Raw genomic sequence first — 21514 nt, 5'->3', positions numbered from 1 at the left:
CGCCGAGCAGGCGGCACGCGCGGCGCGGCCGGGTCGTCCGACGGCGCGCCAGGATGCGGCAGACCCGGATGCGGCGGGGGCGCCCGGCCCGTCGCTCCCGGCTTCGCCGCCGGCGGCGCCGGGCGGAGCTTCCGCGGTGTTCGCCGTGCCGGTCGGCGGCTCGGCGGCCTTCCTCGCCCCGATGCCCGTCGGGCTCGTCGTCGAGACGAAGACGGCGACGCTGCTGCAACGGCTCGGCATCCGGCGGCTCGGCGAGTTCGCCGCGCTGCCCGTCGACGACGTGCTGCGCCGCTTCGGGGCGGTCGGCGCAGCGGCGCACGAACGCGCCGCGGGCCGCGAGGGCGCGCGCACGTCGGCCCGCACCCCGCCGCCCGAGTTCGACGTCGAGACGGTCTTCGAGCCGCCGTTGGAGCGCGTCGACCAGCTCGCGTTCGCGTTCCGCACCCGTGCCGACGAGTTCGTCGACCGCCTCCGGGAGCGCCGGCTCGTCGCGACGTCGATCCGCGTCGAGCTCGACGACGACCGCGGGGGCCGCTCGAGCCGGCTGTGGTCGCATCCGCGCTGGTTCACGGCCGCCGACGTCGTCGACCGGGTGCGCTGGCAACTGCAGGGCGACGGGCCGGCCGACCGCGGCCTCGGCGCCGCGGTGGTGCGCGTGCAGGTGCTGCCCGAGCGCGTCGAGGGCACCGGGGCGCACGAGTCGGGGCTGTGGGGCGGCGGCCCCGACGAGCGGGTGCACCACGGCCTCACGCGCGTGCAGAGCATGCTCGGCCACGACGCCGTCGTCACCCCGTCGCTCGGCGGCGGCCGCACGCTCGCCGAGCGCGCCGTGCTCGTGCCCTGGGGCGATCGCGCGCCCGAGTCGACGGCGGACCGGCCCTGGCCCGGCAGCCTGCCCGGGCTCGCGCCCGCGAGCGTGTACCGCGAACGGGTCGCCGTGTCGCTGCTCGACGGCGGCGGGGCGGCGGTGGCCGTCGACGAGCGCGGGGCGCTCTCGGGCACGCCGTCGCGGTTCGTGCACCGATCCTCGGCTCGGGCGGTCCGCGCGTGGGCCGGCCCGTGGCCGCTCGTGGAGCGTTGGTGGGACGCCGAGCGCGCACGGCGGCTGCATCGCGTGCAGCTCGTCGACGACGGCGGGCAGGCCTGGCTGCTGCTGCTCGACGAGACCGGGTGGTGGATCGAAGCCGAATACGACTGATCCGGATGCCCGAATCGTCCCGCTTCCGGGACAAACAGCGTCCCGTGCGCGGGACATGAACACGCGAGAGGAGCGACGACATGGGCTGGAACAACCCGCCGGTGCCCTGGTCCGAGCTCGAGCGCACCCTCTCAGGCCGACGTCGGCCGGGCGGTCCGGACGGCGACGCCGACGGCGGCGACTCCCCCGCCTGGAGCCGCAAGCGGCATCCGTACCGGCCCCCTGCCGAGGAACCCGAACGACCCGACGAACCGCTCGTGCCGTACGCCGAGCTGCACGCCCACACGAACTTCAGCTTCCTCGACGGCGCCTCGCAGCCCGAGCAGCTCGTCGAGGAGGCCGCCCGGCTCGGACTCCACGGCCTCGCCGTCACCGACCACGACGGCTTCTACGGCATCGTCCGCTTCGCGGAGGCGGCCGAGACGCAGCCGAACCTTCGCACGATCTACGGCGCCGAGCTCTCCCTCGGGCTCGCCGAGCCCCAGATGGGCGCCGCCGACCCCGAGGGAGCGCACCTCCTCGTGCTCGCGCGCGGCGAGGCCGGCTACCACTCGCTCGCGGGCGCCATCACCGCGGGGCAGCTCGCCGGCGGCGAGAAGGGGCGCCCCGTCTACGACCTCGACGAGCTCGCCGATCGGGCGGGCGGCGACTGGACGATCCTGACCGGCTGCCGCAAGGGGCACGTCCGCAGCGCACTGGCGATCGGCGGCGACGACGCGGGCGCCCGCGCCCTCGCGGGACTCGTCGACCGCTTCGGCCCCGAGCACGTCGTCGTCGAGCTCACCGACCACGGCGACCCGACCGATCAGGTGCGCAACGACCGGCTCGCCGCCCTCGCCGCGGCCGCCCGGCTGCCGACCGTCGCGACGAACGCCGTGCACTACGCGACCCCGCGCAAGCACCGCATGGCCTCGGCGCTCGCCGCGGTGCGCGCCCGCCGCAGCCTCGACGAACTCGACGGCTGGCTGCCCGCGACCCCGACGGCCCACCTGCGCTCCGGCGCCGAGACGGCCGCCCGGTTCCGGCGCCACCCGGGCGCCGTCGCACGCACCGTCGAGATCGCCGACTCGCACGCCTTCGCCCTCCGCAGCGCCCGGCCGAAGCTGCCCAAGCAGGAGGTGCCCGCCGGGCACACGCCCATGTCGTGGCTGCGCGAGCTCACCTGGCGCGGCGCGGCGCACCGCTACGGCGACCCCATGCCCGCGGGGCACCGGGAGCGCCTCGAACGGGAGCTGCAGGTCATCGAGCAGCTCGATTTCCCCGGCTACTTCCTCATCGTGCACGACATCGTCCAGGAGGCACGGCGCCGGGGCATCCTCTGCCAGGGGCGCGGTTCGGCGGCGGCCAGCGCCGTGTGCTTCGTGCTCGACATCACGGCCGTCGACTCGATCTTCTACGGGCTGCCGTTCGAGCGGTTCCTCTCGAGCCTGCGCGACGAGCCGCCGGACATCGACGTCGACTTCGACTCCGACCGCCGCGAGGAGATCATCCAGTACGTCTACGGCAAGTACGGCCGGCACAACGCGGCGCAGGTCGCCAACGTCATCAGCTACCGGCCCAAGGGCGCGGTGCGCGACATGGCGAAGGCGCTCGGGTACTCGCCCGGGCAGCAGGATGCCTGGTCGCGCCAGGTCGAACGCTGGGGCGCGACCGTCGAGAGCGGCGACCACGACATCCCCGCGCCCGTCATCGCCCTCGCCGAGGAGCTGCTGACCTTCCCGCGCCACCTCGGCATCCACTCCGGCGGCATGGTGCTCACCGACCGGCCCGTCGGCGAGGTATGCCCCATCGAGCACGCGCGCATGGAGCGCCGCACCGTCCTGCAATGGGACAAGGACGATTGCGCGTGGATGGGGCTCGTGAAGTTCGACCTGCTCGGGCTCGGGATGCTCGCGGCGCTGCAGCATACGTTCGACCTCGTGCGCGACGCGACGGGCGAGGAGTGGGAGCTCGCGACGATCCCGAAGGAGGAGCCGGGCGTGTACGACATGCTCGCGCGGGCCGACTCGATCGGCGTGTTCCAGGTGGAGAGCCGCGCCCAGATGGCGACGCTGCCGCGCCTGCGCCCGCGCAGCTTCTACGAGCTCGCCGTCGAGATCGCCCTCATCCGCCCAGGTCCCGTGCAGGGCGGCGCGGTGCACCCGTACATCCGCCGCCGCACGGGCGAGGAGGAGGTCACCTACCTGCACCCGAAGCTGCAGCCCGTGCTCGAGCGCACGCTCGGCGTGCCGCTGTTCCAGGAGCAGCTCATGCAGATGGCCGTCGCGGTCGGCGATTTCGACGCCGAGCAGGCCGACCGGCTCCGCCGCGCGATGGGCTCCAAGCGCGGCATCGAGCGGATCGAGACCCTCCGCGAGCAGCTCTACGCGGGCATGGCGGGCCACGGCATCACGGGCGAGGACGCCGACGGGATCTACCACCGCATCCAGGCGTTCGCGAACTTCGGCTTCGCCGAGAGCCACGCGATCGCCTTCGCCCTGCTCGTCTACGCGTCGTCGTGGCTGAAGCTGCACTACCCGGCGGCGTTCCTCGCGGGGCTGCTGCGCGCGCAGCCCATGGGCTTCTACTCGCCGCGCACCCTCGTCGCGGACGCCCGGCGCCATGGCGTGCGGGTGCTGCGGCCGGATCTGCACCGCTCGGGCGTCGACGCGGGGCTCGAGGCGGACGACCCGTCCGTCACGGGGGCGACCGGCATCGACGCGTGCCTCGGCGAGCAGCCCCCCGTGGGCAAGTTCGACGAATCGACGCCGGATCCCACGAAGACCCACCGCCGCGACGGCGCCTTCGCCGTGCGCCAGGGCCTCGCCGCGGTGGCGAAGATCGGCCGCGCCGTCGCCGAGCGCATCGTCGCCGAACGCGAGGTGCGCGGGCCGTACCGCGACCTGCACGATCTCTCGCGCCGCGCCGAGCTGAACGCCGAGCAGCTCGAGGCGCTCGCGGCGGCCGGGGCGTTCGAGGGGCTCGGTCTCGAACGGCGCTCGGCGCTGTGGCTCGCGGGCGAGGCCGCCCTCGACCGCGAGGAGTACCTGCCGGGCACCGTCGTCGCCGTGCAGCCGCCGCTGCTGCCGATGCTCACCCCGCAGGAGCAGCTCGTCTACGACCTCTGGACGACGGGGCTCTCCCCCGACGACCACCCCATCCGCTACGCGCGCGACGGCCTCGACGGCCGGGGCGCGTGGCGCATCGACCTGCTGCCGACCGCCGAGTCCGGTCGGCGCATCGAGGTCGGCGGGGTCGTCACGCACCGGCAGCGGCCGGCGACGGCGGGCGGGGTGACGTTCCTCAACCTCGAGGACGAATCGGGCATCCTCAACGTCATCGCGAGCCAGGGCGTCTGGCAGCGCTACCGGCGCATCGCCCGGGAGTCGCCCGCGCTCATCGTGCGGGGCATCCTCGAACGCACGAAGGAGGGCGTCACGAACCTCGTCGCCGACCGGTTCGAGCCGTTGACGCTCACGGCCCCCGTGCGCTCGCGGGACTTCCGCTGAGCCGCCCGACACGCCCGGCCGGGGCGGCGGCGTCCGCTACCGTCGAGCGGGTGAGCGAGGACTGGGACCGATACGGCAGCGACGTGCTCGCGGGCGATTGGAAGAAGCGAGACCGCCCGAAGGGCAAGACCGTCACCGCGGTGCCCGCCGAGCGCGGGCTCGTCGTCGAACTCGCGCGCGACGGCTACGTCGGGGCGGTGGTCGACAGCGACGCGACGACGCTCACCCTCGAAGACCGCTTCGGGAAGACGCGGATGTTCCCCTACGGGCCCGGGTTCCTCATCGACGGCGAGCACGTGCAGCTCGTGCGGGCCGCGGCCGCCGCACCGACCGGGCGGCTCCGCACCGCGTCGGGCTCCTTCGCCGTCGAGGACCGGGGCGCGAAGGTCGCACTGCCGAGCCGCATCTTCGTCGAGGGCCGCCACGACGCCGAGCTCGTCGAGAAGATCTGGGGCGCCGACCTGCGCGTCGAGGGGGTCGTCGTCGAGTACCTCGAGGGCGTCGACAACCTCGCCGAGCTGCTCGACGAGTTCCGCCCCGGGAAGGGTCGCCGGGTCGGCGTGCTCGTCGACCACCTCGTGCCCGGCTCGAAGGAGGCGCGCATCGCCGAGGCCGTCGCCCGCGGTCCGCATCGCGCCCACACGCTCGTCGTCGGGCATCCGTTCATCGACGTCTGGCAGGGCGTGAAGCCCGCCCGCATCGGCCGCGAGACGTGGCCGGTGATCCCGCGCGGCACCGAGTGGAAGCACGGCGTCTGCGAGGCGTTCGGCTGGCCGCACGCCGACCAGGCCGACATCGCGCGCGCCTGGCAGCGCATCCTCGGGCAGGTCCGCGGCTACGGCGATCTCGAACCGGCACTGCTCGGCCGCGTCGAGGAGCTCATCGACTTCGTCACGGCCCCCGAAGACTGAACCGGCCGGCAGGATGCTCCGCGGAGCATCCTGCCGGCCGGTGGCGGTCGGGATCAGGCGATCGACGTGCCGAAGGCGAGACCCAGGACGTACGTGACCGCCGCCGCCCCGAGGCCGATCGCGAGCTGGCGCAGCGCGCGCCTCAGCGGCGACGCGCCCGAGAGGATGCCGACGACCGAACCGGTCGCGAGGAGCGCGATGCTCACGAGACCGACCGAGAGCGCCACGGCGGCGATGCCCGTCATGCCGAACAGGTAGGGCAGCACGGGGATGAGCGCCCCGCCGGCGAAGAAGCAGAAGCTCGAGAGCGCCGCCGCGAGTCCCGTGCCGACCGCCTCGTCGTCGACGTCGCCGGCCACGGGGATGACCCCGGTCTCGGCGCGGCCGACCGAGCGCACCTGCGCGAGGGCGAGCGCCGCCCGCTCCTCGGCCTCCGACTGGTCGAGACCGCGGGCGCGGTAGACGAGCGCGAGCTCGTTCGCGTCGAAGTCGAGGTCGGGCAGCGCGCCCTCGGCATCCGGATCGGGGCTCGAGGCCTCGAGCAGCTCGCGGGAGGAGCGCACCGAGACGTACTCCCCCGCGCCCATCGACAGCGCACCCGCGAGGAGGCCGGCGATGCCCGTGAAGAGCACGACCGAGTTCGCGACGCCCGTCGCACCGATGCCGAGCACGAGGGCGAGGTTGGACACGAGTCCGTCGTTGGCGCCGAACACCGCGGCGCGGAAGGTGCCGGCGAGCCGCCGCCGGCCGCGGGCGGCGAGGCCGCGCACGACCTCCCCGTGGATGCGCTCGTCCGCCGCCATCGCCGGCGTCGCGTCCGGATCCTCGCCGTAGGGCGAGCGACCCTCGGCCCGCTGAGCCAGGGCGAGCACGAAGATCGACCCGAAGCCCTTGGCGAGGCCGCCGAGGATGCGGGTGCGGAGATCCGCCTTCGGGATGCCCGAGTCGTCGCCGTCCAGCAGGGCGAGCCAGTGCGCCTCGTGGCGCTGCTCGGCCGCGGCGAGGGCGAGCAGGATCTCGCGCTCCTCACCCTCGCGCCGCGCGGCGAGCTGACGGTAGACGGCGCCCTCGGCGCGCTCGTCGGCGAGATAGCGGCGCCACTTGGCGCGCTTGGCAGCCTCGTCGCGTCGTTCGCGGGTGTCCATGCAGCATCCGTTCCGCGGGCGTCGCCGGCGGTGATCGGCTGCCCGCCTCATCGCGTCCGGCCCGTGCGGGCCGTCCGTCAGGCTAGCCGCCGGAACGGCCGGAATCGGCGGAAAAGCCCAGATCGACAGGATTTCGGAGAGCCGAACCTTCTTCGGCGCGCCGAAGCGCCGCCTACTCGGGCGTGTCGGCCGGGCGGTCGCGCACCGCGTCCACGAGCGCGCGTTCGCCGGCGCGCATGACCCGCTCGTGCGCGATGCGGAAGAGCGGCCCGAGCGGCCCGCCGAGCGCGTTCATCCACGGTCGTTCGGTCGTCGTCGACCAGTCCACGACGACCAGCGTGGCGTTCGGGCCGGCTGCGGCGAGGCGGGCCTCGCCGCGGCCGGCGAGATCGCCGGATGCCTCGGCGGCGAGCCGCCGCGCCGGCTCCACCGCCGTCAGCCGCGCGACGAGGCGCAGCCGGTACCCGACGCCGCTGCGGACGTCGATCGGCACGTCGTCGCCGACGACCGGGACCGAGGGCATCCCGATCGTCACGCCGGGCCACACCTGCTCCGACCGCCCGATCCCGAGGATCGCGCGCCACACGGCATCCGGCGCCGCTGGGATCAGCCACTCGGACTCGAAGTCGTACGAGCGCGACCCGGCCATCAGCCGATCAGCTCGTACCAGCCGTCGCCCTCGGCGTGCTCGAAGATGAGGTTGGTCTCGGTGTGGGCGACGGCCGGATGCCCGGTGAGGTGCGTCAGCACGAACTCGCGCAGTTCGGACGAGTCGCGTGCGGCGACGTGGAGCAGATAATCCTCGGCGCCCGCCATGTGGAACAGGCTGATGACGCCCGGCAGGTGCGGCGCGGCCGTGCGGAACGCGTCGATCTCGCGGCGGTCGTGCTTCACGAGCCGCACCGAGATGAGCGCCTGGATGGACACGCCGATGCGCGGCAGGTCGAGGTCGACCCGGTACCCCGTGATGAGGCCGGCCGCGTGGAGGCGGCGGAGGCGGAGCGACACGGTCGACTCGGCGACGCCGATCTCCGCCGCGAGCGCCGAACCGGAGGCCCGGGCGTTGCGCGAGAGGGCGGCGAGGAGCGCACGGTCGACGCGGTCGAGTTCGGCTGCGGCCATGCCGTCTCCTTCGCGGATCGGAACGTGTCCCGGGAACGGGAGCGCCCGATGCCGACGCACGGGATGCGCGGGCGGTGGCGCCGGGGCCAGCCTAGCCGTCGGCGCCCGACCCCCCGCGGAGGCCGAGGCCGTCGGTGCCGGGGCCGGATCCGCTCGCCGCGTCGCCCGTCGCGTCGTCCGTCGCGCTCGATCGCCGGTTCCGGATGCCGACGAACGAGACGAGTCCGCCGACCACGAGGAGTCCGGCGGCGACGGAGGCGAGCGCGCGGTAGCCCTCGAGGTCGATCGTCGCGGTGACGACGCCGATGAGCGCGATCGCGATGAGGCCGGCGACGCGGGCCACGGCGTTGTTGACGGCCGAGCCGACGCCCGCCCGAGCCGGATCGACGGCCCCGAGGATCGCCGCGGTGAGCGGAGCGACCGTGATCGCCATCCCGAGACCCTGCAGGAGCGACGCTGGGAAGAACGGCCACCAGTAGTCGAACGGCTCCGTCACCGTCGCGCTGAGGGCGAAGCCGCACGCCACGAGGATCGGCCCGAGGGTCATGAAGATCCGCGGCCCGAACCGGTCGGCGAGGCGGCCCGAGAGCGACCCGAGCGCGATGAGCAGGATCTTCGGCGGCAGCGTCGCGAGCCCGGCGAGCGTCGCCGAGAAGCCGACCCACTGCTGGAGGAACACCGTCATCGCGAATGGACCGAGCGAGAAGGCGGCGTAGATGAAGAACGTCGCGAGATTGCCCCACGCGAAGTTGCGCGCGCGGAACAGCGAGAGCGGGAGCATCGGGTTCGGCGTGCGCGACTCGCGCACGAGGAACGCGACGAGGGCGAGGATGCCGACGACGAGGGGCACGAGGACGAGCGGCGAACTCCAGCCGGCGCCGCCCTGCTCGATGAGGGCGAACACCGTGCCGCCGAGTCCGACGACGCCGAGGATCGCGCCGGCCCAGTCGATCCTCGCCCGCGCGTCCGGTCGGGTCTCGGCGGGGAGCCCCCGCGAGAGCACGAACGCGACCGCGATCGGCAGCACGTTGATCCAGAAGACATAACGCCAGCTTCCGAGATCGACGAGGGCGCCGCCGAGCAGTGGCCCGACGAGGAACGCGGCCGTCGTCCAGGCCGTCCACGTGCCGATCGCCCGTCCCTGCCGTTCCTTCGGGAAGGTCGCGATGATGAGGGCGAGCGAGGCCGGCACCAGCAGCGCTCCCGCGGCGCCCTGGATCGCGCGGGCGATCACGAAGAAGAGGCCGGTCGGGGCGACCGCGCAGAGCACCGAGGCGACGCCGAAGCCGAGGAGACCGATGTCGATCATCCGTTTGCGCCCGAAGGTGTCGGAGAGCGAGCCCGCGAGCAGGATGAACGCGCCGAGCGTCAGCAGGTAGGCGTCGACCGCCCACTGCTGCAGCACGAGTCCGCCGCCGAGTTCCTCGGAGATCGCCGGTACCGCGACGTTGATGATGGCGCCGTCGAGGAACGCCACGAACGAGACCAGGATCGCGACGACGAGGACCCGCGCCGTATTCCGCATGGGTGCGAGCCTACGGTCGGCGTCGCCCGAACAGAAGGTCAGTGCCGGCCGAGGCGCTTGCGCAGCACGTCGATGCGCGACTGGATCTGGGTGACCGTGGCCTGCGCGACGGCCGGGCCGCCGCAGATGCGCCGGAGCTCGGCGTGCACCTGCGAATGGGCTTCGCCGTTCTGACGCGCCCACAGCCCTACGAGGCTGTTGAGCAGCGTGCGCTGCTCCTTGAGGGTGCGGTAGAGGGCGACGGGCTCGGCCTGCTCGTCGGGCTCGGCGGCCTTGCGCTTCTCGCCGGCGCGCCGGGCCTGGCGCGATTGGCGATGCCGGAGCAACTCGGACACCTGCTCGGGCTCGAGCAGGCCGGGCAGGCCGATGAAGTCGAGCTCCTCGTCGCTGCCGGGCTCGGCGAGCGTGCCCCAGCCGGTGCCGTCGAAGAGCACCTGGTCGAAGTTCGCGCTCGAGCCGAGCACCTCGAAGGTGCCGAGCTCGAGCTCCTCGCTCGCACGATCCTCGCGGTTGGCGGCGTCGAGCAGTCCGTCGTCGAGGCCCATCGAGGGATCGTCGTCGCGGTCGCCCGTGCGCCGGTCGAGGGCGTGGTCGCGCTCGGCCTCCATCGTCGCGGCGAGGGCCATGAGCGGCGGCACGTTCGGCAGGAACACCGAGGCGGTCTCGCCGCGGCGCCGGGCGCGCACGAAACGGCCGATGGCCTGCGCGAAGAAGAGCGGGGTCGAGGAGTTCGTCGCGTAGACGCCGACGGCGAGCCGCGGCACGTCGACGCCCTCGGAGACCATCCGCACCGCGACCATCCAGCGGCGCTCGTTCTTCGCGAAGTCCTCGATGCGGCCCGAGGCCTCCTTGTCGTCGGAGAGCACGACGGCGACGGGCTCGCGGCAGATCGACTCGAGGATGCCCGCATAGGCGCGGGCGGTGGACTGGTCGCTCGCGAGCACGAGTCCGCCGGCGTCCGGGATGGTCTCGCGCACCTGGGTGAGCCGCCGATCGGCGGCGCGCAGCACTGCGGGGATCCACTCGCCCGTCGGCTCGAGCGCGGAGCGCCAGGCGGACGCGTTGACGTCCTTCGTGTTGTCCTCGCCGAGCCGCGCCTCCATCTCGTCGCCGGCCTTGGTGCGCCAGCGCATCTGACCCGCGTAGACCATGAAGAGCACCGGACGGACGACGCCGTCCTTCAGCGCACGGCCGTAGCCGTAGTTGTAATCGGTCTTGGAGACCCGCACGCCCTGCTGGTCGGGCTCGTAGATCACGAACGGGATGGGCGCCGTGTCGCTGCGGAACGGCGTGCCGGAGAGCGAGAGCCGCTTCGTCGCGGGCTCGAACGCCTCGCGGATCGCGTCGCCCCACATGAGCGCGTCGCCGCCGTGGTGCACCTCGTCGAGGATGACGAGCGAGCGGCCGGAGATCGTCAATTCGCGGTGCAGCGCGGGCCGCATGGCGACCTGCGCGTAGGTGACGGCCACCCCGTGGTAGTGCCGGGCGGCGCGGACGTGCGAGTTGCGGAACCCGGGGTCGAGGCGGATGCCGACGCGCGCCGCCGCGTCGGCCCACTGCCGCTTGAGGTGGTCGGTCGGCGCGACCACGGTCACGCGGTCGACGGTGCGCTTGGCGAGCAGTTCGGTCGCGATGCGGAGGGCGAAGGTCGTCTTGCCGGCGCCCGGCGTCGCGGCGGCGAGGAAGTCCTTCGGTTCGGTCGCGAGGTACTGCTCGAGGGCCTCGGCCTGCCAGGCGCGGAGCTTGCCGGCGGTGCCCCACGGTGCGCGGTCCGGGAAGGACGGGGAGAGATGCTCGGCCGCCGAGGTGCCCGGCCGGTGGCCGGCGGGAAGCGCATCTGTCACTCGTAGGAGGTTAGTCGCTGCCTCCGACAACGCTGACCCGGTGCGCCTCGCCGGGCGCGTCGCCATCGACGGCGCCCGTCGGCCCTGCGGGGCAGAATGGGGGCATGACCACCCAGTTGCATCCCTGGTCGCGCTACGTCGCCATCGGCGACTCGTTCACGGAGGGCGTCGGCGACCCCGAGCCCGGCCTGCCGAACGGCCTGCGCGGCTGGGCGGACCGCGTCGCCGAGGTGCTCGCGACGGGCACCGAGGACTTCGCCTACGCGAATCTCGCGATCCGCGGCCGCCTCATCCAGCAGATCATCGACGAGCAGATCGAACCCGCCCTCGACCTGCGTCCCGACCTCATCACCATCTCGGCGGGCGGCAACGACGTCATCCGCCCCGGCACCGACCCCGACGAGATCGCCGCCCGCTTCGAGTACGCCATCGAACGGCTCTCCCGCGACCACGCGACGATCGTGCTCTTCACCGGCGTCGACGTCGGCTTCTCGAACGTGTTCCGAAGCCTGCGCGGCAAGGTCGCCATCTACAACGAGAACCTGCGCGCGATCGCGCAGAAGCACGACTGCATCGTCGCCGACCAGTGGGCGCTCGCCGAGATCCAGGACCAGCGCTTCTGGGCGCCCGACCGCCTGCACCTCAACGCGCTCGGGCACCACGAGGTCGCCCGAATGGTGCTCTCGGCGCTCAACGTGCCGAACACGCTCGCGCCGCAGCAGCCCGAACCGCTCCACGGGGCGACCTGGCGCCAGGCGCGCTCGGAGGACCTGTCCTGGGCACGCGAGTACCTCGTCCCGTGGGTGCTGCGCCGCATCCGGCACCAGTCCTCCGGCGACACCGTGGCGCCCAAGCGGCCGACGGCCGGCCCGGTCCTCGGCGACGCCGCCGAGTAGCGATCGCGGCGGATGCCCGGACCGAGGTCCCGGGCATCCGCCGCCTCGAAGCCCCGTCCTCGGAACTCGGCGTTCGGACCTCAGCCTTCGAGCGCCCCGGGGTTCGTCAGCCGCCACCACGAGCCGGGATCCTCGATCGCGGCGTCGAGCACGAGCGGGACCTCGACGACGGTTCCCGCGGACGTCGTCACCGTCGCCGTGCCCGCCTGCTCGCCGCGCGTCGCGAGTGCGAGCGGGTCGGCGCTCACCGACACGTCGACGCTCGTGTCGCCCCAGACGACGAGCGAGACCGAGGATGCCGCGCGCGCGCGGGCGCTCTCGCCCCACGGCGTCGTGTACTCGGCGAGCACCGTGTTCGCCTCGAGCGCGGTGATCTCGTGGAACCCGGTCGTCGCGCTCGCGAGGAGCGCCGCGATCTGGGCGTCGATGGCGTCGTGGTCCGGGCCGCCGAGGACGACGCCGACCACGGTGATCGACTCGGTGCCGACGATCACGTCCGTGGAGAAGAGCAGGCAGGCGCCGGCCTCCTCCGTCGTGCCGGTCTTGATGCCGTCCACGCCGCCGTGGCCGAGCAGTTCGTTGGTGTTCTCGACGTGGCCGACGACCGGCAGGTCCGCGGAGGTCATCCGCACGATCTCGGCGATGGCGGGCTGCTCGAGCGCGAGTTCGCCGATCTGGACGAGTTCGCCCGGCGTCGACACGTTCTCGGCGGACAACCCGCTCGGCTCGACGAGGTTCGTGTTCGCGAACCCGTGGGCGTCGAGCCAGGTTCGGGCCGCGGCCGAGAAGCCCTCGACCGAGCCGAAGGCCCAGGTCGCCAGCGAGATCGCGTAGTTGTTCGCCGACGGCAGGAGCATCGCGATCAGGCTGTCGCGCTGGCTCAGCGTCGAGCCGGCGACGACCGGTGCGTTCGTGCCGTTCCGGCGGATGACGTCCCAGTAGACGTCCACGTCCGCCTGCGTGTAGGCGATGTCGGGGCCGGCTTCGCCGGCGGCGAGCGGATGCGCGTCGAGGATCACGAGCGCCGTGACGACCTTGGAGATGCTCGCGATCGGCACCGCGGACTGGTCGGCGCTCGCCGCGAGCCGCCCGTAGCCGACCGCGTCGAGCGCGTACGGACCGGTCGTGGGCAGCGAGAGCTGCGCCGCGGGTCCGGCGATGGGAGCGGGATCGACGACCGCAGCCGCCGCGGCGGGCACCGCTGCGCCGAGCGCCGAGGACGCGTAGAGGCCGGCGCCGCCGAGCACCACGAGCAGCACGAGGAGCGAGGCGAGGGCGCCGACGTACCGTCGTCGCCGCCGTCGCTGCCGGTCGTCGGCCGCTGCGCTCACCGGACGGGCTCCGCGCCCGCGGCGGGCGCCGCTTCCGGCGCGAGGGCGTACATGGCGACCGCCGCCGTCGCGGCGACGTTGAGCGAGTCGACGCCGCCGCGCATCGGGATGGTCACGACGACGTCGGCGCCCTCGAGGACGGCGCGGCCGAGCCCGTCGCCCTCGGAACCGAAGACGAGCGCCACGCGCTCCGGCGGGTCGGCGGCGAAGGCGCGGAGCGCGACCGCCTCGTCGGCGAGGGCCAGGGCGGCGACGGTGAACCCCGCCTCGCGGAAGAGCGGCAGCGCCTCGTCCCATTCGGGCAGCCGCGTCCACGGCACCTGGAACACCGTGCCCATCGAGACCCGGACGCTGCGACGGTAGAGCGGGTCGGCGCAGCGCGGGGTGACGAGCACGGCGTCGGCGCCGAACGCCGCGGCACCGCGGAACGCGGCTCCCACGTTGGTGTGGTCGACGAGGTCGTCGAGGACGACGACGCGCCGGGAACCGGCGAGCACCTCGGCGACCGACGGGAGCTCGGGGCGCTGCATCGCGGCGAGGGCGCCGCGATGCACGCGGTAGCCGGTGATCGCCTCGAGCTGCTCGGGCGACGCCAGGTGCACCGGCACGTCGAACGGCTCCAGCACGGGAGCGAGCTCGGCCAGCCACTTCTCCTCGAGCAGCACCGAGCGGGGCGCATGCCCGGCGGCGATCGCCCGGCGGATGACCTTGGCCGACTCGGCGAGGTAGACGCCGCGCTCGGGCTCGAGCGCGCTGCGCAGCTTGACGTCCGTCAGCGAGGCGTAGTCGGCGACCTCGTCGCCCGCCGTGTCCGTCAGCCGCTCGATGCGCATGCCGCTCCTTCCGATGGCCGTGCCGGCCTGCATGGGGCCGCCGTTCGCGTTCCGCCGCAGCCCAGACTGCCAGTCTCCGGAAACAATCCGGTAAAGCAGCGTGTTTACACTTTGAGAAGCCGGAGGAGGCCCTGTGACGAGCATCATCGCGACCGAGTCGGACCTGCGCATCGCAGAGGCCGTTTCGATCATGGAGGGCGCGCGTACCGCCGTTCTCACCGGGGCGGGCGTCTCGACCGACTCGGGCATCCCCGACTACCGCGGCGAGGGCGCTCCAGTGCGCAACCCGATGACCTACCAGCAGTTCGTCTCCAGCGAGGACGCGCGCCGCCGCTACTGGGCCGGCAGCCACCTCGGCTGGCGCCACTTCGGTGCGGCGCAACCGAACTCCGGCCACGAGTCGCTCGCGCGACTGGAGGAGTTCGGCGCGGTGAACGGCATCGTGACGCAGAACGTCGACGGCCTGCACAGCCGCGCCGGCAGCCGGCACGTCGTCGAGCTCCACGGCGGCATGGGCCGGGTCGTCTGCCTCGACTGCGGTCAGGTCTTCGCCCGCGAGGCCGTCGCCGACACGCTCGAGTCACTCAACCCCGACATGGACCTGGAAGCCATCGCGGAGCGCCGTCCCGACGGCGACGTCGAGGTCTCCGACGTCTCGGGCATGCAGGTGCCCGTCTGCACCGTCTGCGGCGGCATGCTGAAGCCCGACGTCGTCTTCTTCGGCGAGTTCGTGCCGGTGGGCGTCTTCGACACCGCGGCCTCGCTCGTGCGCGGTGCCGACGCGCTCCTCATCGCCGGCTCCTCGCTCGTCGTCAACTCCGGCGTCCGCCTGCTGGAGATCGCGCGTCGCCGCAAGCTCCCCGTCATCGTCATCAACCGCGGTCCGACCCGCGGCGAGACGCGTGCGACGGTGCGCATCGAGGGCGGCACGAGCGAGTCCCTCCAGGCGATCGTCGCCGGCCTCGGGGCGTGAGCGCGGGTTCCACGCGCCCGGTGTCGCCCGAACCCGTGGGCGTCGGCGTCACCGAGATCGCACTCGTGCGGCACGGCGAGACGGAGTGGAACCGCACGGGCCGCATCCAGGGCCGCACGGACATCCCGCTCAACGAGACCGGGCGGGCGCAGGCTCGCGCGGCCGCCGCGACGCTCGGCGGGGCGTGGGCGGCGTCGTACTCGAGTTCCCTCGGGCGCGCCGAGGAGACCGCGCGCATCATCTCGGATGCCCTCGGCGTCGGGTTCGCCGGCACCGACCAGGCGCTCGTCGAGCGCGCCCACGGCGAGGTGGAGGGGCTCCGCGCTCCCGACCGGCTCGCCCGCTTCCCGCACGGCGCGCCGGTTCCCGGCTACGAGAGCGATGCCGAGGTCGTCGAGCGCGCCCTGCCGGCTCTCCGGCGCATCGCCTCGCGGCACGCCGGCGACCGTGTCGTCGTGGTCGCGCACGGCGGCGTCATCGGCGCACTGCTGCGCTCGCTCACCGGCGGCGCAGTGCCCGCGCCCGGCCAGTACGCCGGCAACGCCTCGGTGCAGACCCTGCACGTGCACGACGACGGCGCGATCCGACTCGTCGAGGCGCAGCTCGCCTCGCGGGTCTGACGCGCTCGCCGCGGTCGGCGTCGACCGGACTCAGCGGCGGCGCCGGGTGTACTGGGCGGCGGTGCGCTGCAGCACCTCGAGCAGCCGAGCGGCCGACCGCGCCCACGTGAAGCGGCCCGCCGCCGCGATGGCTGCCGCGGAGCGACGCTCCCACTCCCCCGACGCGTCGAGTCGCTCGACGGCAGCGGCGAGCGCCGCGTCGTCATCGAGGGCGAAGTAGCTCGCCGCTTCGCCGCCGATCTCGCGGAAGATCGGGATGTCGCTCACGACGACCGGAGTGCCGAGGCGCATGGCCTCGACGAGCGGGATGCCGAAGCCCTCGGCCTTCGACGCATGCACGAGCGCTGTCGCGCCGGTGAGGAGGTCGGCGTACTCGGCATCCGACACCCCGTCGTGGAAGACGAGCCGCGCGCCCGGCGCGAGGGCGACGAGCCGGCGCCGTTCGGCGTCCGAGATGCGGCTGCAGAGGTGCAGTTCGTGCTCCGGCAAGCGCGCGGCCGCGCGCACGAGCGTCTCGACGCCCTTGTACGGCATGAAGGAGCCCATGTAGACCAGGCGCCCGCCGGTCGGCCGCTCCCGGGGAAGCGCCGGCGCGGCGAGTTCGTCGGCGGCGTTCGGCACGACCGTGACCGGGCGCTTCGTGAGCCGGTGCTCGCGCATGAGCGACGCCGTCGTCTCGGAGACCGTCACGACTTCGTCGGCGCGGTTCAGCAGCGTGCGCTGCGGCCACCACGCGAGGTGGTAGAGGCGCCAGAGGCCGCGGACGAAGGCCGGCAGATCGCGCGGCGGCTCGGGGTGCTCGTAGTAGATGAGGTCGTGCAGAGTGAGCACGAGGCCGTACCGGCGCCCCCACGAGCCCATCGTCTGCATGGGCGAGAAGACGACGTCCGGGGCGAGCCGACGCACCTGGCGGGCGACGAGCGGTTCGCGCACCGAGGTCGGGCCGCTCACGATCGCGTGCGGCAGCGCGGGCAGCAGTTCGAGCTGACGGGGGTCGTTCACGAGCATCGTCAGCGGATGGAGTTTCGCGAGCTCCTCGACGATGCCCGCCGTGAAGCGGCTGATGCCGTCGTGCTGCCCGATCCGCGTGTAGCGGCAGTCGACGACGAGCTTCACCGGGCGGCTCCCGGCTCGCTCGCGTCGGCAGCAGCATCCGCTTCGCCGGCGTCGCCCGGCGCCCCGTCGCGCTCGCCGAGGAAGGCGGCGATCGCCGCGGCCGCCGGTTCGGGGGTCTCGTAGTGGATGAGGTGGCCGACGCCCGGGATCTCGACGAGCCGCGCGTCGGCGAACATCGTCGCGAGGCGGCGTTCGGCTTCGATGGGCGTGATGTCGTCGAGGTCGGCGGCGACGAGGAGGACGGGCTGGGCGATCTTCGACGCCGACGCCCGAACATCGTTCGACACGGACGCCCGGAACGCCTCGAGCACGACGGAGCGGTCCTCGAACGCCGAGAAGTAGCGGTCGTGCTGGTCGTGGATGAAGGCGAGCAGCTCGCGGTCCTTCGTCTTCGCCATGGTGACGCTCATGACCCGCACGATGAGCCGGCTGCGGAGCAGGGCGAAGCCCGCCTTCGCCGGCAGCGCCGCGGCGACCCGGTAGTAGAGGACGGCCAGGCGGGTCATGACGCCGCGCGGGCCCTCGAGCGCCGGTGCACCGATGGGGTTGACGAGGATGACCCGCTCGGCCGGCAGACCGTCGGCGACGGCCGCGGCGACCACGATGGAGCCGAAGCTGTGGCCGAGCACGACGGGCGGCTCGGGCAGCGCCTGGGCGGCGATGAACGCGTCGAGCCAGCCCGCGTAGCCGTCGATGTCGTGGGCGACGGGCAGCGCGCCGGAGGCGCCGAAGCCGGGCAGGTCGGGCGCGAGGATCCGCACGCCGGGCAGGAACGCGATGACCGGCTCGAGGCCGTGGTGGTCGCCGCGGAAGCCGTGCACGAAGACGAGCGTCGTGTCCGAATCCGGCTCGCCGTACTCCCACCAGCGGGTCTCGGCGCCGGCGATCCCGGCGCGGTGCTCGCGCGTCGGGATGCGGCGCAGTCGGGCGTCGTAGGGAGAGTTCGCGGACATCGCCCACAGTCTACGAGCCGCGCCTGGACGGCACGTCGGACCGGCCGTGTCGCCGGTGCCCCGTACCGTGGACGCCATGACGGATCCGATGCTCTTCGACTTCACCGAGACGACCGACTCCTGGGCGACCAAGCTCGCGGTCTTCGACCTCGAGACGACGGGCGTCGACGTCGAGACCGCGCGCGTCGTGACGGCGTTCCTCGGCGTCCTCGACGCCGACGGCGAGATCGTCGAGCGCCACGAGTGGCTCATCGATCCCGGCGTCGAGATCCCGGCCGGGGCGGCCGCGGTCCACGGCATCAGCACCGAGCGCGCCCGCGCGGAGGGGCTTCCGGCGCACGTCGGCGTCGCCGAGATCGTCGACCGGCTCGCCGCCCTGCTCGCGGCCGGACTGCCGATCGTCGCCTACAACGCGGCCTACGACTTCAGCGTCATCGACCGCGAGGCGATCCGCTATGCGATCCCGCCGCTCGAGACGCCGGGCCCGATCATCGACCCGTTCGTGCTCGACAAGGCCGTCGAGCGCTACCGTCGCGGCAAGCGCACGCTCACCGCGACGACCGAGCACTACGGCGTCCCGCTCGAGTCCGCCCACGACGCCGGCGCCGACGCCGTGGCGGCGGGCCGGCTCGCCCAGGCCATCGGCAACCGGTACCCGCAGCTCCTCGAGGTCGAGGCCGACGAGCTGCACCGTCGCCAGATCGACTGGGCGCGTGAGCAGGCCGAGTCCTACCAGCAGTTCCGCCGACGCACCGAGCCGTCGTTCACGACCTCGGGCACCTGGCCGGTGCGCTGACGCCCGCCGAGGCATCCGCCCGACCAGGCTGCGCCGAGCGGATGCGCGATGCCGCCGCGGCCGCCGCCTGCAAGCGGATCGGTCCCGAGCGGCTCCGCGCACAACGACTCCGGCACGACGGCTCCGAGCGGAACGTTGAGGGAGCGACGGCTCCGGATACGACGAAGGCCCCGCCGAATCGGCGGGGCCTTCGTGCATCGTTCCCCTGACGGGGCGCGGGCTTACTTGGAGCCGAAGCCCTTGAAGCGCTGGTTGAACTTCTCGACGCGGCCGGCCGAGTCGAGGATGCGCTGCTTGCCCGTGTAGAACGGGTGCGAGGCCGAGGAGATCTCGACGTCGATGACGGGGTAGGTGACGCCGTCGAGCTCGATGGTCTTGTCGCTGGACACCGTCGAACGCGTCAGGAACGTCTCGCCCGAAGCGAGGTCGCGGAAGACGACGGCTTCGTAGGCGGGGTGGATGTCGGTCTTCATGGAGACTCCTGAGTGCTGTCGTGGATCGGGAAATGTACGGATTCGCCTCGCCAGCACAGCGCCCCTTGACCGAAGTCTGGCAGGCACGGCTCTTCGCGCGCGAAAGCATGAACGGCCCGGGGGCCGACAAACGATCTTAGCAGATCCGCCCGAAAGGCAGGAAGTGCGTTCGATCGGCGTGGCTCAGCGCGTGGCGCGCGCGGAGAAGCGCCCGTTCTGCTCCGTGAGCTCGATCGGCAGTCCGAAGGTCTCGGTGAGCGTCTCTGACGTGAGCGCCTCGGCGAACGGGCCGGCCGCGACGATCTTGCCCGCGGCGAGCAGCAGCGCGTGCGTGAAGCCCGTCGGGATCTCCTCGACGTGGTGGGTGACCATGACGATCGCCGGGGAAGCCTGCGAGGCCGCGTAGCCGCCCAGGAGGCCGACGAGCTCTTCGCGGGCGCCGAGGTCGAGGCTCGCAGCCGGCTCGTCGAGGAGCAGGAGCTCCGGGTCGGTCATGACCGCTCGGGCGATCTGGACGCGCTTCTGCTCGCCGTCGCTCAGGCTGCCGAACCGGCGGTCGGCGAAGCCCTCGAGGCCCCACTCCGAGAGCACCCGGTTGGCGCGACGCTCGTCGATGGTCTCGTACTCCTCGCGCCAGCGGCCGGTGACCGAGTACGCGGCGGTGAGGACCGAGTCGAGCACGGTCTCGTTGGCCGGGATGCGACGGGCCATGGTCGTCGAGGCGAAGCCGATCATCGGGCGCAGTTCGAAGACGTCGACCTTGCCGAGCTGCTCGCCGAGCACGTGCACGGTGCCGCTGCTCGGGTGCATCGCGGCGGCGGCCATCTGCAGGAGCGTCGTCTTGCCCGCCCCGTTCGGTCCGAGCACGGCCCAGCGCTGGTCGTCCGTCACCGTCCAGTCGATCGAGTCGAGGATCGTCGATCCGTCTCGGACCACGGACACGTCGTCGAACTGCAGCACGGTACTCGCCATGCTCACCATGCTATCCGTCCGGACTGGACGTTCAGGCAACGCCCGACGAGCGTTCGGGATGCGGGAACGGTCGGCGATGCGGCGCGCCGTCATCGACGCGGCGCGGCGAGCACGCGCTCGTAGAGGTCGCGCGTGCGCTCGCCGATCGTCGTCCACGAGAAGTCGCGGACGGCGCGGGTGCGACCGGCCGCGCCCATGGCGCGGGCGCGCTCGGGATCGGCGACGACCTGCGAGATCGCCTCGGCCAGATCGGCCACGAAGCGGTCCGGGTCCAGCGGGGTGCCCGTCCCGTCCTGCAACTGCTCGATGGGCACGATGACGCCCGTGACGCCGTCGAGGACGACTTCGGGGATGCCGCCCGTGCCCGTGCCGACCACCGGGGCGCCGCACGCCATGGCCTCGAGGTTCACGATGCCGAGGGGCTCGTAGATCGAGGGGCACACGAACGTCGTCGCGGACGTGAGCAGCGCCGAGAGCTCGCGCCGGGGCAGGTGCCGGTCGATCCAGACGACGCCGTCGCGATGCTCGCGGAGCCCCGCGACGAGCCCCTCGACCTCGGCGAGGATCTCCGGGGTGTCGGCTGCGCCGGCGCAGAGCACGAGCTGCACGGCCGGATCGAGCAGCGCCGCGGCGCGGAGCAGATAGGGCAGGCCCTTCTGCCGGGTGATGCGTCCGACGAAGACGACGGACGGCCGATCGGGGTCGACGCCGAGCGAACGCACCAGGTCGGGATCGTCGACGGGCTGCCAGTCCTCCGGATCGATGCCGTTGTAGACGACCTCGACGCGCGCCGGGTCGAGGTCGGGGTAGGCGCGCAGGAGGTCGCGGCGCATCCCGTCGCTCACCGCCACGACGGCGTCGGCGCCGACGAGCGCGTCGCGCTCGATCCACGACGAGAGCCGGTAGCCGCCGCCGAGCTGCTCGGCCTTCCAGGGACGCAGCGGTTCGAGCGAGTGCGCCGTCGCGATGTGCGGGATGCCGTGGAGCTGCGAGGCGACGCGGCCCGCGAAGTTCGCGTACCAGGTGTGCGAGTGCACGAGATCGGCGCCGATCGCGTCGCGCGCCATCAGGAGGTCGGTGCCCATCGTCGCGAGCGCCGCGTTGGCGTCGGCCAGCTCGGCGGGCGCGGCGTACGCGACGGTGCCGGCTTCGGATCGGGGTGCGCCGAAACAGCGCACGACCACGTCGAGGTCGGTTCGGAGGGCCCGGACGAGCTCGGCGACGTGCACGCCGGCACCCCCGTAGACCTCCGGCGGATACTCTCGGGTGAGGACGTCGACGCGCATGGCGACACGCTAGCGCAGCGCAGTTCACGTCG

The 21514-nt window shown here is 73.3% G+C and carries 19 protein-coding genes; 7 read left to right on the top strand and 12 right to left on the bottom strand.

The window, feature by feature from the left end; translation table 11 throughout:
* From GB864_RS07795 to GB864_RS07785, 3 genes are all read left to right on the top strand, one after another.
* Positions 1 to 1198 (top strand): DNA polymerase Y subunit UmuC family protein (locus GB864_RS07795; protein WP_236778969.1); only part of this gene is annotated, 1198 nt, incomplete at its 5' end.
* 80 nt (positions 1199 to 1278) lie between these two features.
* Positions 1279 to 4686 (top strand): error-prone DNA polymerase, encoded by a 3408-nt coding sequence (locus GB864_RS07790; protein ID WP_160423781.1) that lies wholly within the window; start codon positions 1279 to 1281, stop codon positions 4684 to 4686.
* Positions 4687 to 4736: 50 nt separating this feature from the next.
* Positions 4737 to 5597, top strand: coding sequence for a DUF3097 family protein (locus tag GB864_RS07785; RefSeq protein WP_160423780.1), 861 nt, complete (start codon positions 4737 to 4739; stop codon positions 5595 to 5597).
* A 53-nt stretch (positions 5598 to 5650) separates the two neighbouring features.
* On the opposite strand, the gene GB864_RS07780 is transcribed toward GB864_RS07785, so the two are convergent.
* The 5 genes from GB864_RS07780 to GB864_RS07760 all read right to left on the bottom strand — a co-directional run bounded on the left by GB864_RS07780 (position 5651) and on the right by GB864_RS07760 (position 11299).
* Positions 5651 to 6742 carry a VIT1/CCC1 transporter family protein gene (locus GB864_RS07780; protein ID WP_160423779.1) on the bottom strand — a complete coding sequence of 364 codons (1092 nt, stop codon included), beginning with the start codon at positions 6740 to 6742 and terminating at the stop codon, positions 5651 to 5653.
* Positions 6743 to 6914: 172 nt separating this feature from the next.
* A complete protein-coding gene (locus GB864_RS07775) occupies positions 6915 to 7391 on the bottom strand; it encodes an SRPBCC family protein (protein ID WP_160423778.1) in 477 nt (158 codons plus the stop codon).
* Positions 7391 to 7864 (bottom strand): Lrp/AsnC family transcriptional regulator, encoded by a 474-nt coding sequence (locus tag GB864_RS07770; protein WP_160423777.1) that lies wholly within the window; start codon positions 7862 to 7864, stop codon positions 7391 to 7393. Before GB864_RS07770 ends, GB864_RS07775 begins: the two co-directional genes overlap by 1 nt.
* Before the next feature lie 91 nt (positions 7865 to 7955).
* Positions 7956 to 9389: a DHA2 family efflux MFS transporter permease subunit gene (locus tag GB864_RS07765; protein ID WP_160423776.1), complete on the bottom strand. Its 1434-nt coding sequence runs from the start codon at positions 9387 to 9389 to the stop codon at positions 7956 to 7958.
* 38 nt (positions 9390 to 9427) lie between these two features.
* The gene (locus GB864_RS07760) at positions 9428 to 11299 is read right to left on the bottom strand and encodes a DEAD/DEAH box helicase (protein ID WP_160423775.1); all 1872 of its coding nucleotides are present in this window, start codon (positions 11297 to 11299) and stop codon (positions 9428 to 9430) included.
* 38 nt (positions 11300 to 11337) lie between these two features.
* Here GB864_RS07760 and GB864_RS07755 point away from each other — a divergent pair, with 38 nt between their 5' ends.
* Entirely contained in the window at positions 11338 to 12129 is a 792-nt protein-coding gene (locus tag GB864_RS07755; RefSeq protein ID WP_160423774.1) for an SGNH/GDSL hydrolase family protein, read from the top strand.
* Positions 12130 to 12209: 80 nt separating this feature from the next.
* Here GB864_RS07755 and GB864_RS07750 read toward each other — a convergent pair whose 3' ends face one another.
* A complete protein-coding gene (locus tag GB864_RS07750; protein WP_160423773.1) occupies positions 12210 to 13460 on the bottom strand; it encodes a D-alanyl-D-alanine carboxypeptidase in 1251 nt (416 codons plus the stop codon).
* A complete protein-coding gene (locus GB864_RS07745) occupies positions 13457 to 14293 on the bottom strand; it encodes a TrmH family RNA methyltransferase (protein ID WP_160423772.1) in 837 nt (278 codons plus the stop codon). The genes GB864_RS07750 and GB864_RS07745 overlap by 4 nt, the downstream gene beginning before the upstream one ends.
* Before the next feature lie 190 nt (positions 14294 to 14483).
* Between GB864_RS07745 and GB864_RS07740 the strand changes: the two genes are divergently transcribed.
* Complete coding sequence (locus tag GB864_RS07740) at positions 14484 to 15266, top strand: Sir2 family NAD-dependent protein deacetylase (protein WP_160423786.1); 783 nt, start codon at positions 14484 to 14486, stop codon at positions 15264 to 15266.
* The gene (locus GB864_RS07735) at positions 15263 to 15886 is read left to right on the top strand and encodes a histidine phosphatase family protein (RefSeq protein ID WP_160423771.1); all 624 of its coding nucleotides are present in this window, start codon (positions 15263 to 15265) and stop codon (positions 15884 to 15886) included. Before GB864_RS07740 ends, GB864_RS07735 begins: the two co-directional genes overlap by 4 nt.
* A gap of 30 nt (positions 15887 to 15916) precedes the next feature.
* Here the strand turns inward: GB864_RS07735 and GB864_RS07730 are convergent, their stop codons facing one another.
* Together GB864_RS07730 and GB864_RS07725 are read right to left on the bottom strand one after the other, a co-directional pair.
* Positions 15917 to 17002 (bottom strand): glycosyltransferase, encoded by a 1086-nt coding sequence (locus GB864_RS07730; protein WP_160423770.1) that lies wholly within the window; start codon positions 17000 to 17002, stop codon positions 15917 to 15919.
* Complete coding sequence (locus GB864_RS07725) at positions 16999 to 17955, bottom strand: alpha/beta fold hydrolase (protein WP_160423769.1); 957 nt, start codon at positions 17953 to 17955, stop codon at positions 16999 to 17001. The genes GB864_RS07730 and GB864_RS07725 overlap by 4 nt, the downstream gene beginning before the upstream one ends.
* Before the next feature lie 76 nt (positions 17956 to 18031).
* On the opposite strand from GB864_RS07725, the gene GB864_RS07720 reads away from it, so the two are divergent.
* Positions 18032 to 18751 (top strand): exonuclease domain-containing protein, encoded by a 720-nt coding sequence (locus GB864_RS07720; protein ID WP_236778968.1) that lies wholly within the window; start codon positions 18032 to 18034, stop codon positions 18749 to 18751.
* 221 nt (positions 18752 to 18972) lie between these two features.
* Here the strand turns inward: GB864_RS07720 and GB864_RS07715 are convergent, their stop codons facing one another.
* From GB864_RS07715 to glgA, 3 genes are all read right to left on the bottom strand, one after another.
* Positions 18973 to 19224, bottom strand: coding sequence for a type B 50S ribosomal protein L31 (locus tag GB864_RS07715; RefSeq protein ID WP_160423768.1), 252 nt, complete (start codon positions 19222 to 19224; stop codon positions 18973 to 18975).
* Between the two features lie 183 nt (positions 19225 to 19407).
* Entirely contained in the window at positions 19408 to 20196 is a 789-nt protein-coding gene (locus tag GB864_RS07710) for an ABC transporter ATP-binding protein (protein ID WP_160423767.1), read from the bottom strand.
* An 89-nt stretch (positions 20197 to 20285) separates the two neighbouring features.
* Positions 20286 to 21482, bottom strand: a complete 1197-nt coding sequence (gene glgA / locus GB864_RS07705) for a glycogen synthase (RefSeq protein ID WP_160423766.1) — start codon at positions 21480 to 21482, stop codon at positions 20286 to 20288.
* Positions 21483 to 21514 lie beyond the last annotated feature (32 nt).

Source organism: Agromyces seonyuensis, from assembly GCF_009789225.1.
GTDB classification, from domain to species: domain Bacteria; phylum Actinomycetota; class Actinomycetes; order Actinomycetales; family Microbacteriaceae; genus Agromyces; species Agromyces seonyuensis.
Note: the sequence above shows the minus strand (reverse complement) of the source record. Positions and strands in the feature narration are given on the sequence as shown.

What these genes read in the sequence shown, in the direction of transcription:
- GB864_RS07790 (WP_160423781.1), top strand. Translation starts at nt 1,279, where the DNA reads ATGGGCTGGAACAACCCGCCGGTGCCCTGGTCCGAGCTCGAGCGCACC.
- GB864_RS07780 (WP_160423779.1), bottom strand. Translation starts at nt 6,742, where the DNA reads ATGGACACCCGCGAACGACGCGACGAGGCTGCCAAGCGCGCCAAGTGG.
- GB864_RS07775 (WP_160423778.1), bottom strand. Translation starts at nt 7,391, where the DNA reads ATGGCCGGGTCGCGCTCGTACGACTTCGAGTCCGAGTGGCTGATCCCA.
- GB864_RS07770 (WP_160423777.1), bottom strand. Translation starts at nt 7,864, where the DNA reads ATGGCCGCAGCCGAACTCGACCGCGTCGACCGTGCGCTCCTCGCCGCC.
- GB864_RS07765 (WP_160423776.1), bottom strand. Translation starts at nt 9,389, where the DNA reads ATGCGGAATACGGCGCGGGTCCTCGTCGTCGCGATCCTGGTCTCGTTC.
- GB864_RS07760 (WP_160423775.1), bottom strand. Translation starts at nt 11,299, where the DNA reads ATGGCGACGCGCCCGGCGAGGCGCACCGGGTCAGCGTTGTCGGAGGCA.
- GB864_RS07755 (WP_160423774.1), top strand. Translation starts at nt 11,338, where the DNA reads ATGACCACCCAGTTGCATCCCTGGTCGCGCTACGTCGCCATCGGCGAC.
- GB864_RS07745 (WP_160423772.1), bottom strand. Translation starts at nt 14,293, where the DNA reads ATGCGCATCGAGCGGCTGACGGACACGGCGGGCGACGAGGTCGCCGAC.
- GB864_RS07740 (WP_160423786.1), top strand. Translation starts at nt 14,484, where the DNA reads ATGGAGGGCGCGCGTACCGCCGTTCTCACCGGGGCGGGCGTCTCGACC.
- GB864_RS07725 (WP_160423769.1), bottom strand. Translation starts at nt 17,955, where the DNA reads ATGTCCGCGAACTCTCCCTACGACGCCCGACTGCGCCGCATCCCGACG.
- GB864_RS07720 (WP_236778968.1), top strand. Translation starts at nt 18,032, where the DNA reads ATGACGGATCCGATGCTCTTCGACTTCACCGAGACGACCGACTCCTGG.
- GB864_RS07715 (WP_160423768.1), bottom strand. Translation starts at nt 19,224, where the DNA reads ATGAAGACCGACATCCACCCCGCCTACGAAGCCGTCGTCTTCCGCGAC.
- GB864_RS07710 (WP_160423767.1), bottom strand. Translation starts at nt 20,196, where the DNA reads ATGGCGAGTACCGTGCTGCAGTTCGACGACGTGTCCGTGGTCCGAGAC.
- glgA (WP_160423766.1), bottom strand. Translation starts at nt 21,482, where the DNA reads ATGCGCGTCGACGTCCTCACCCGAGAGTATCCGCCGGAGGTCTACGGG.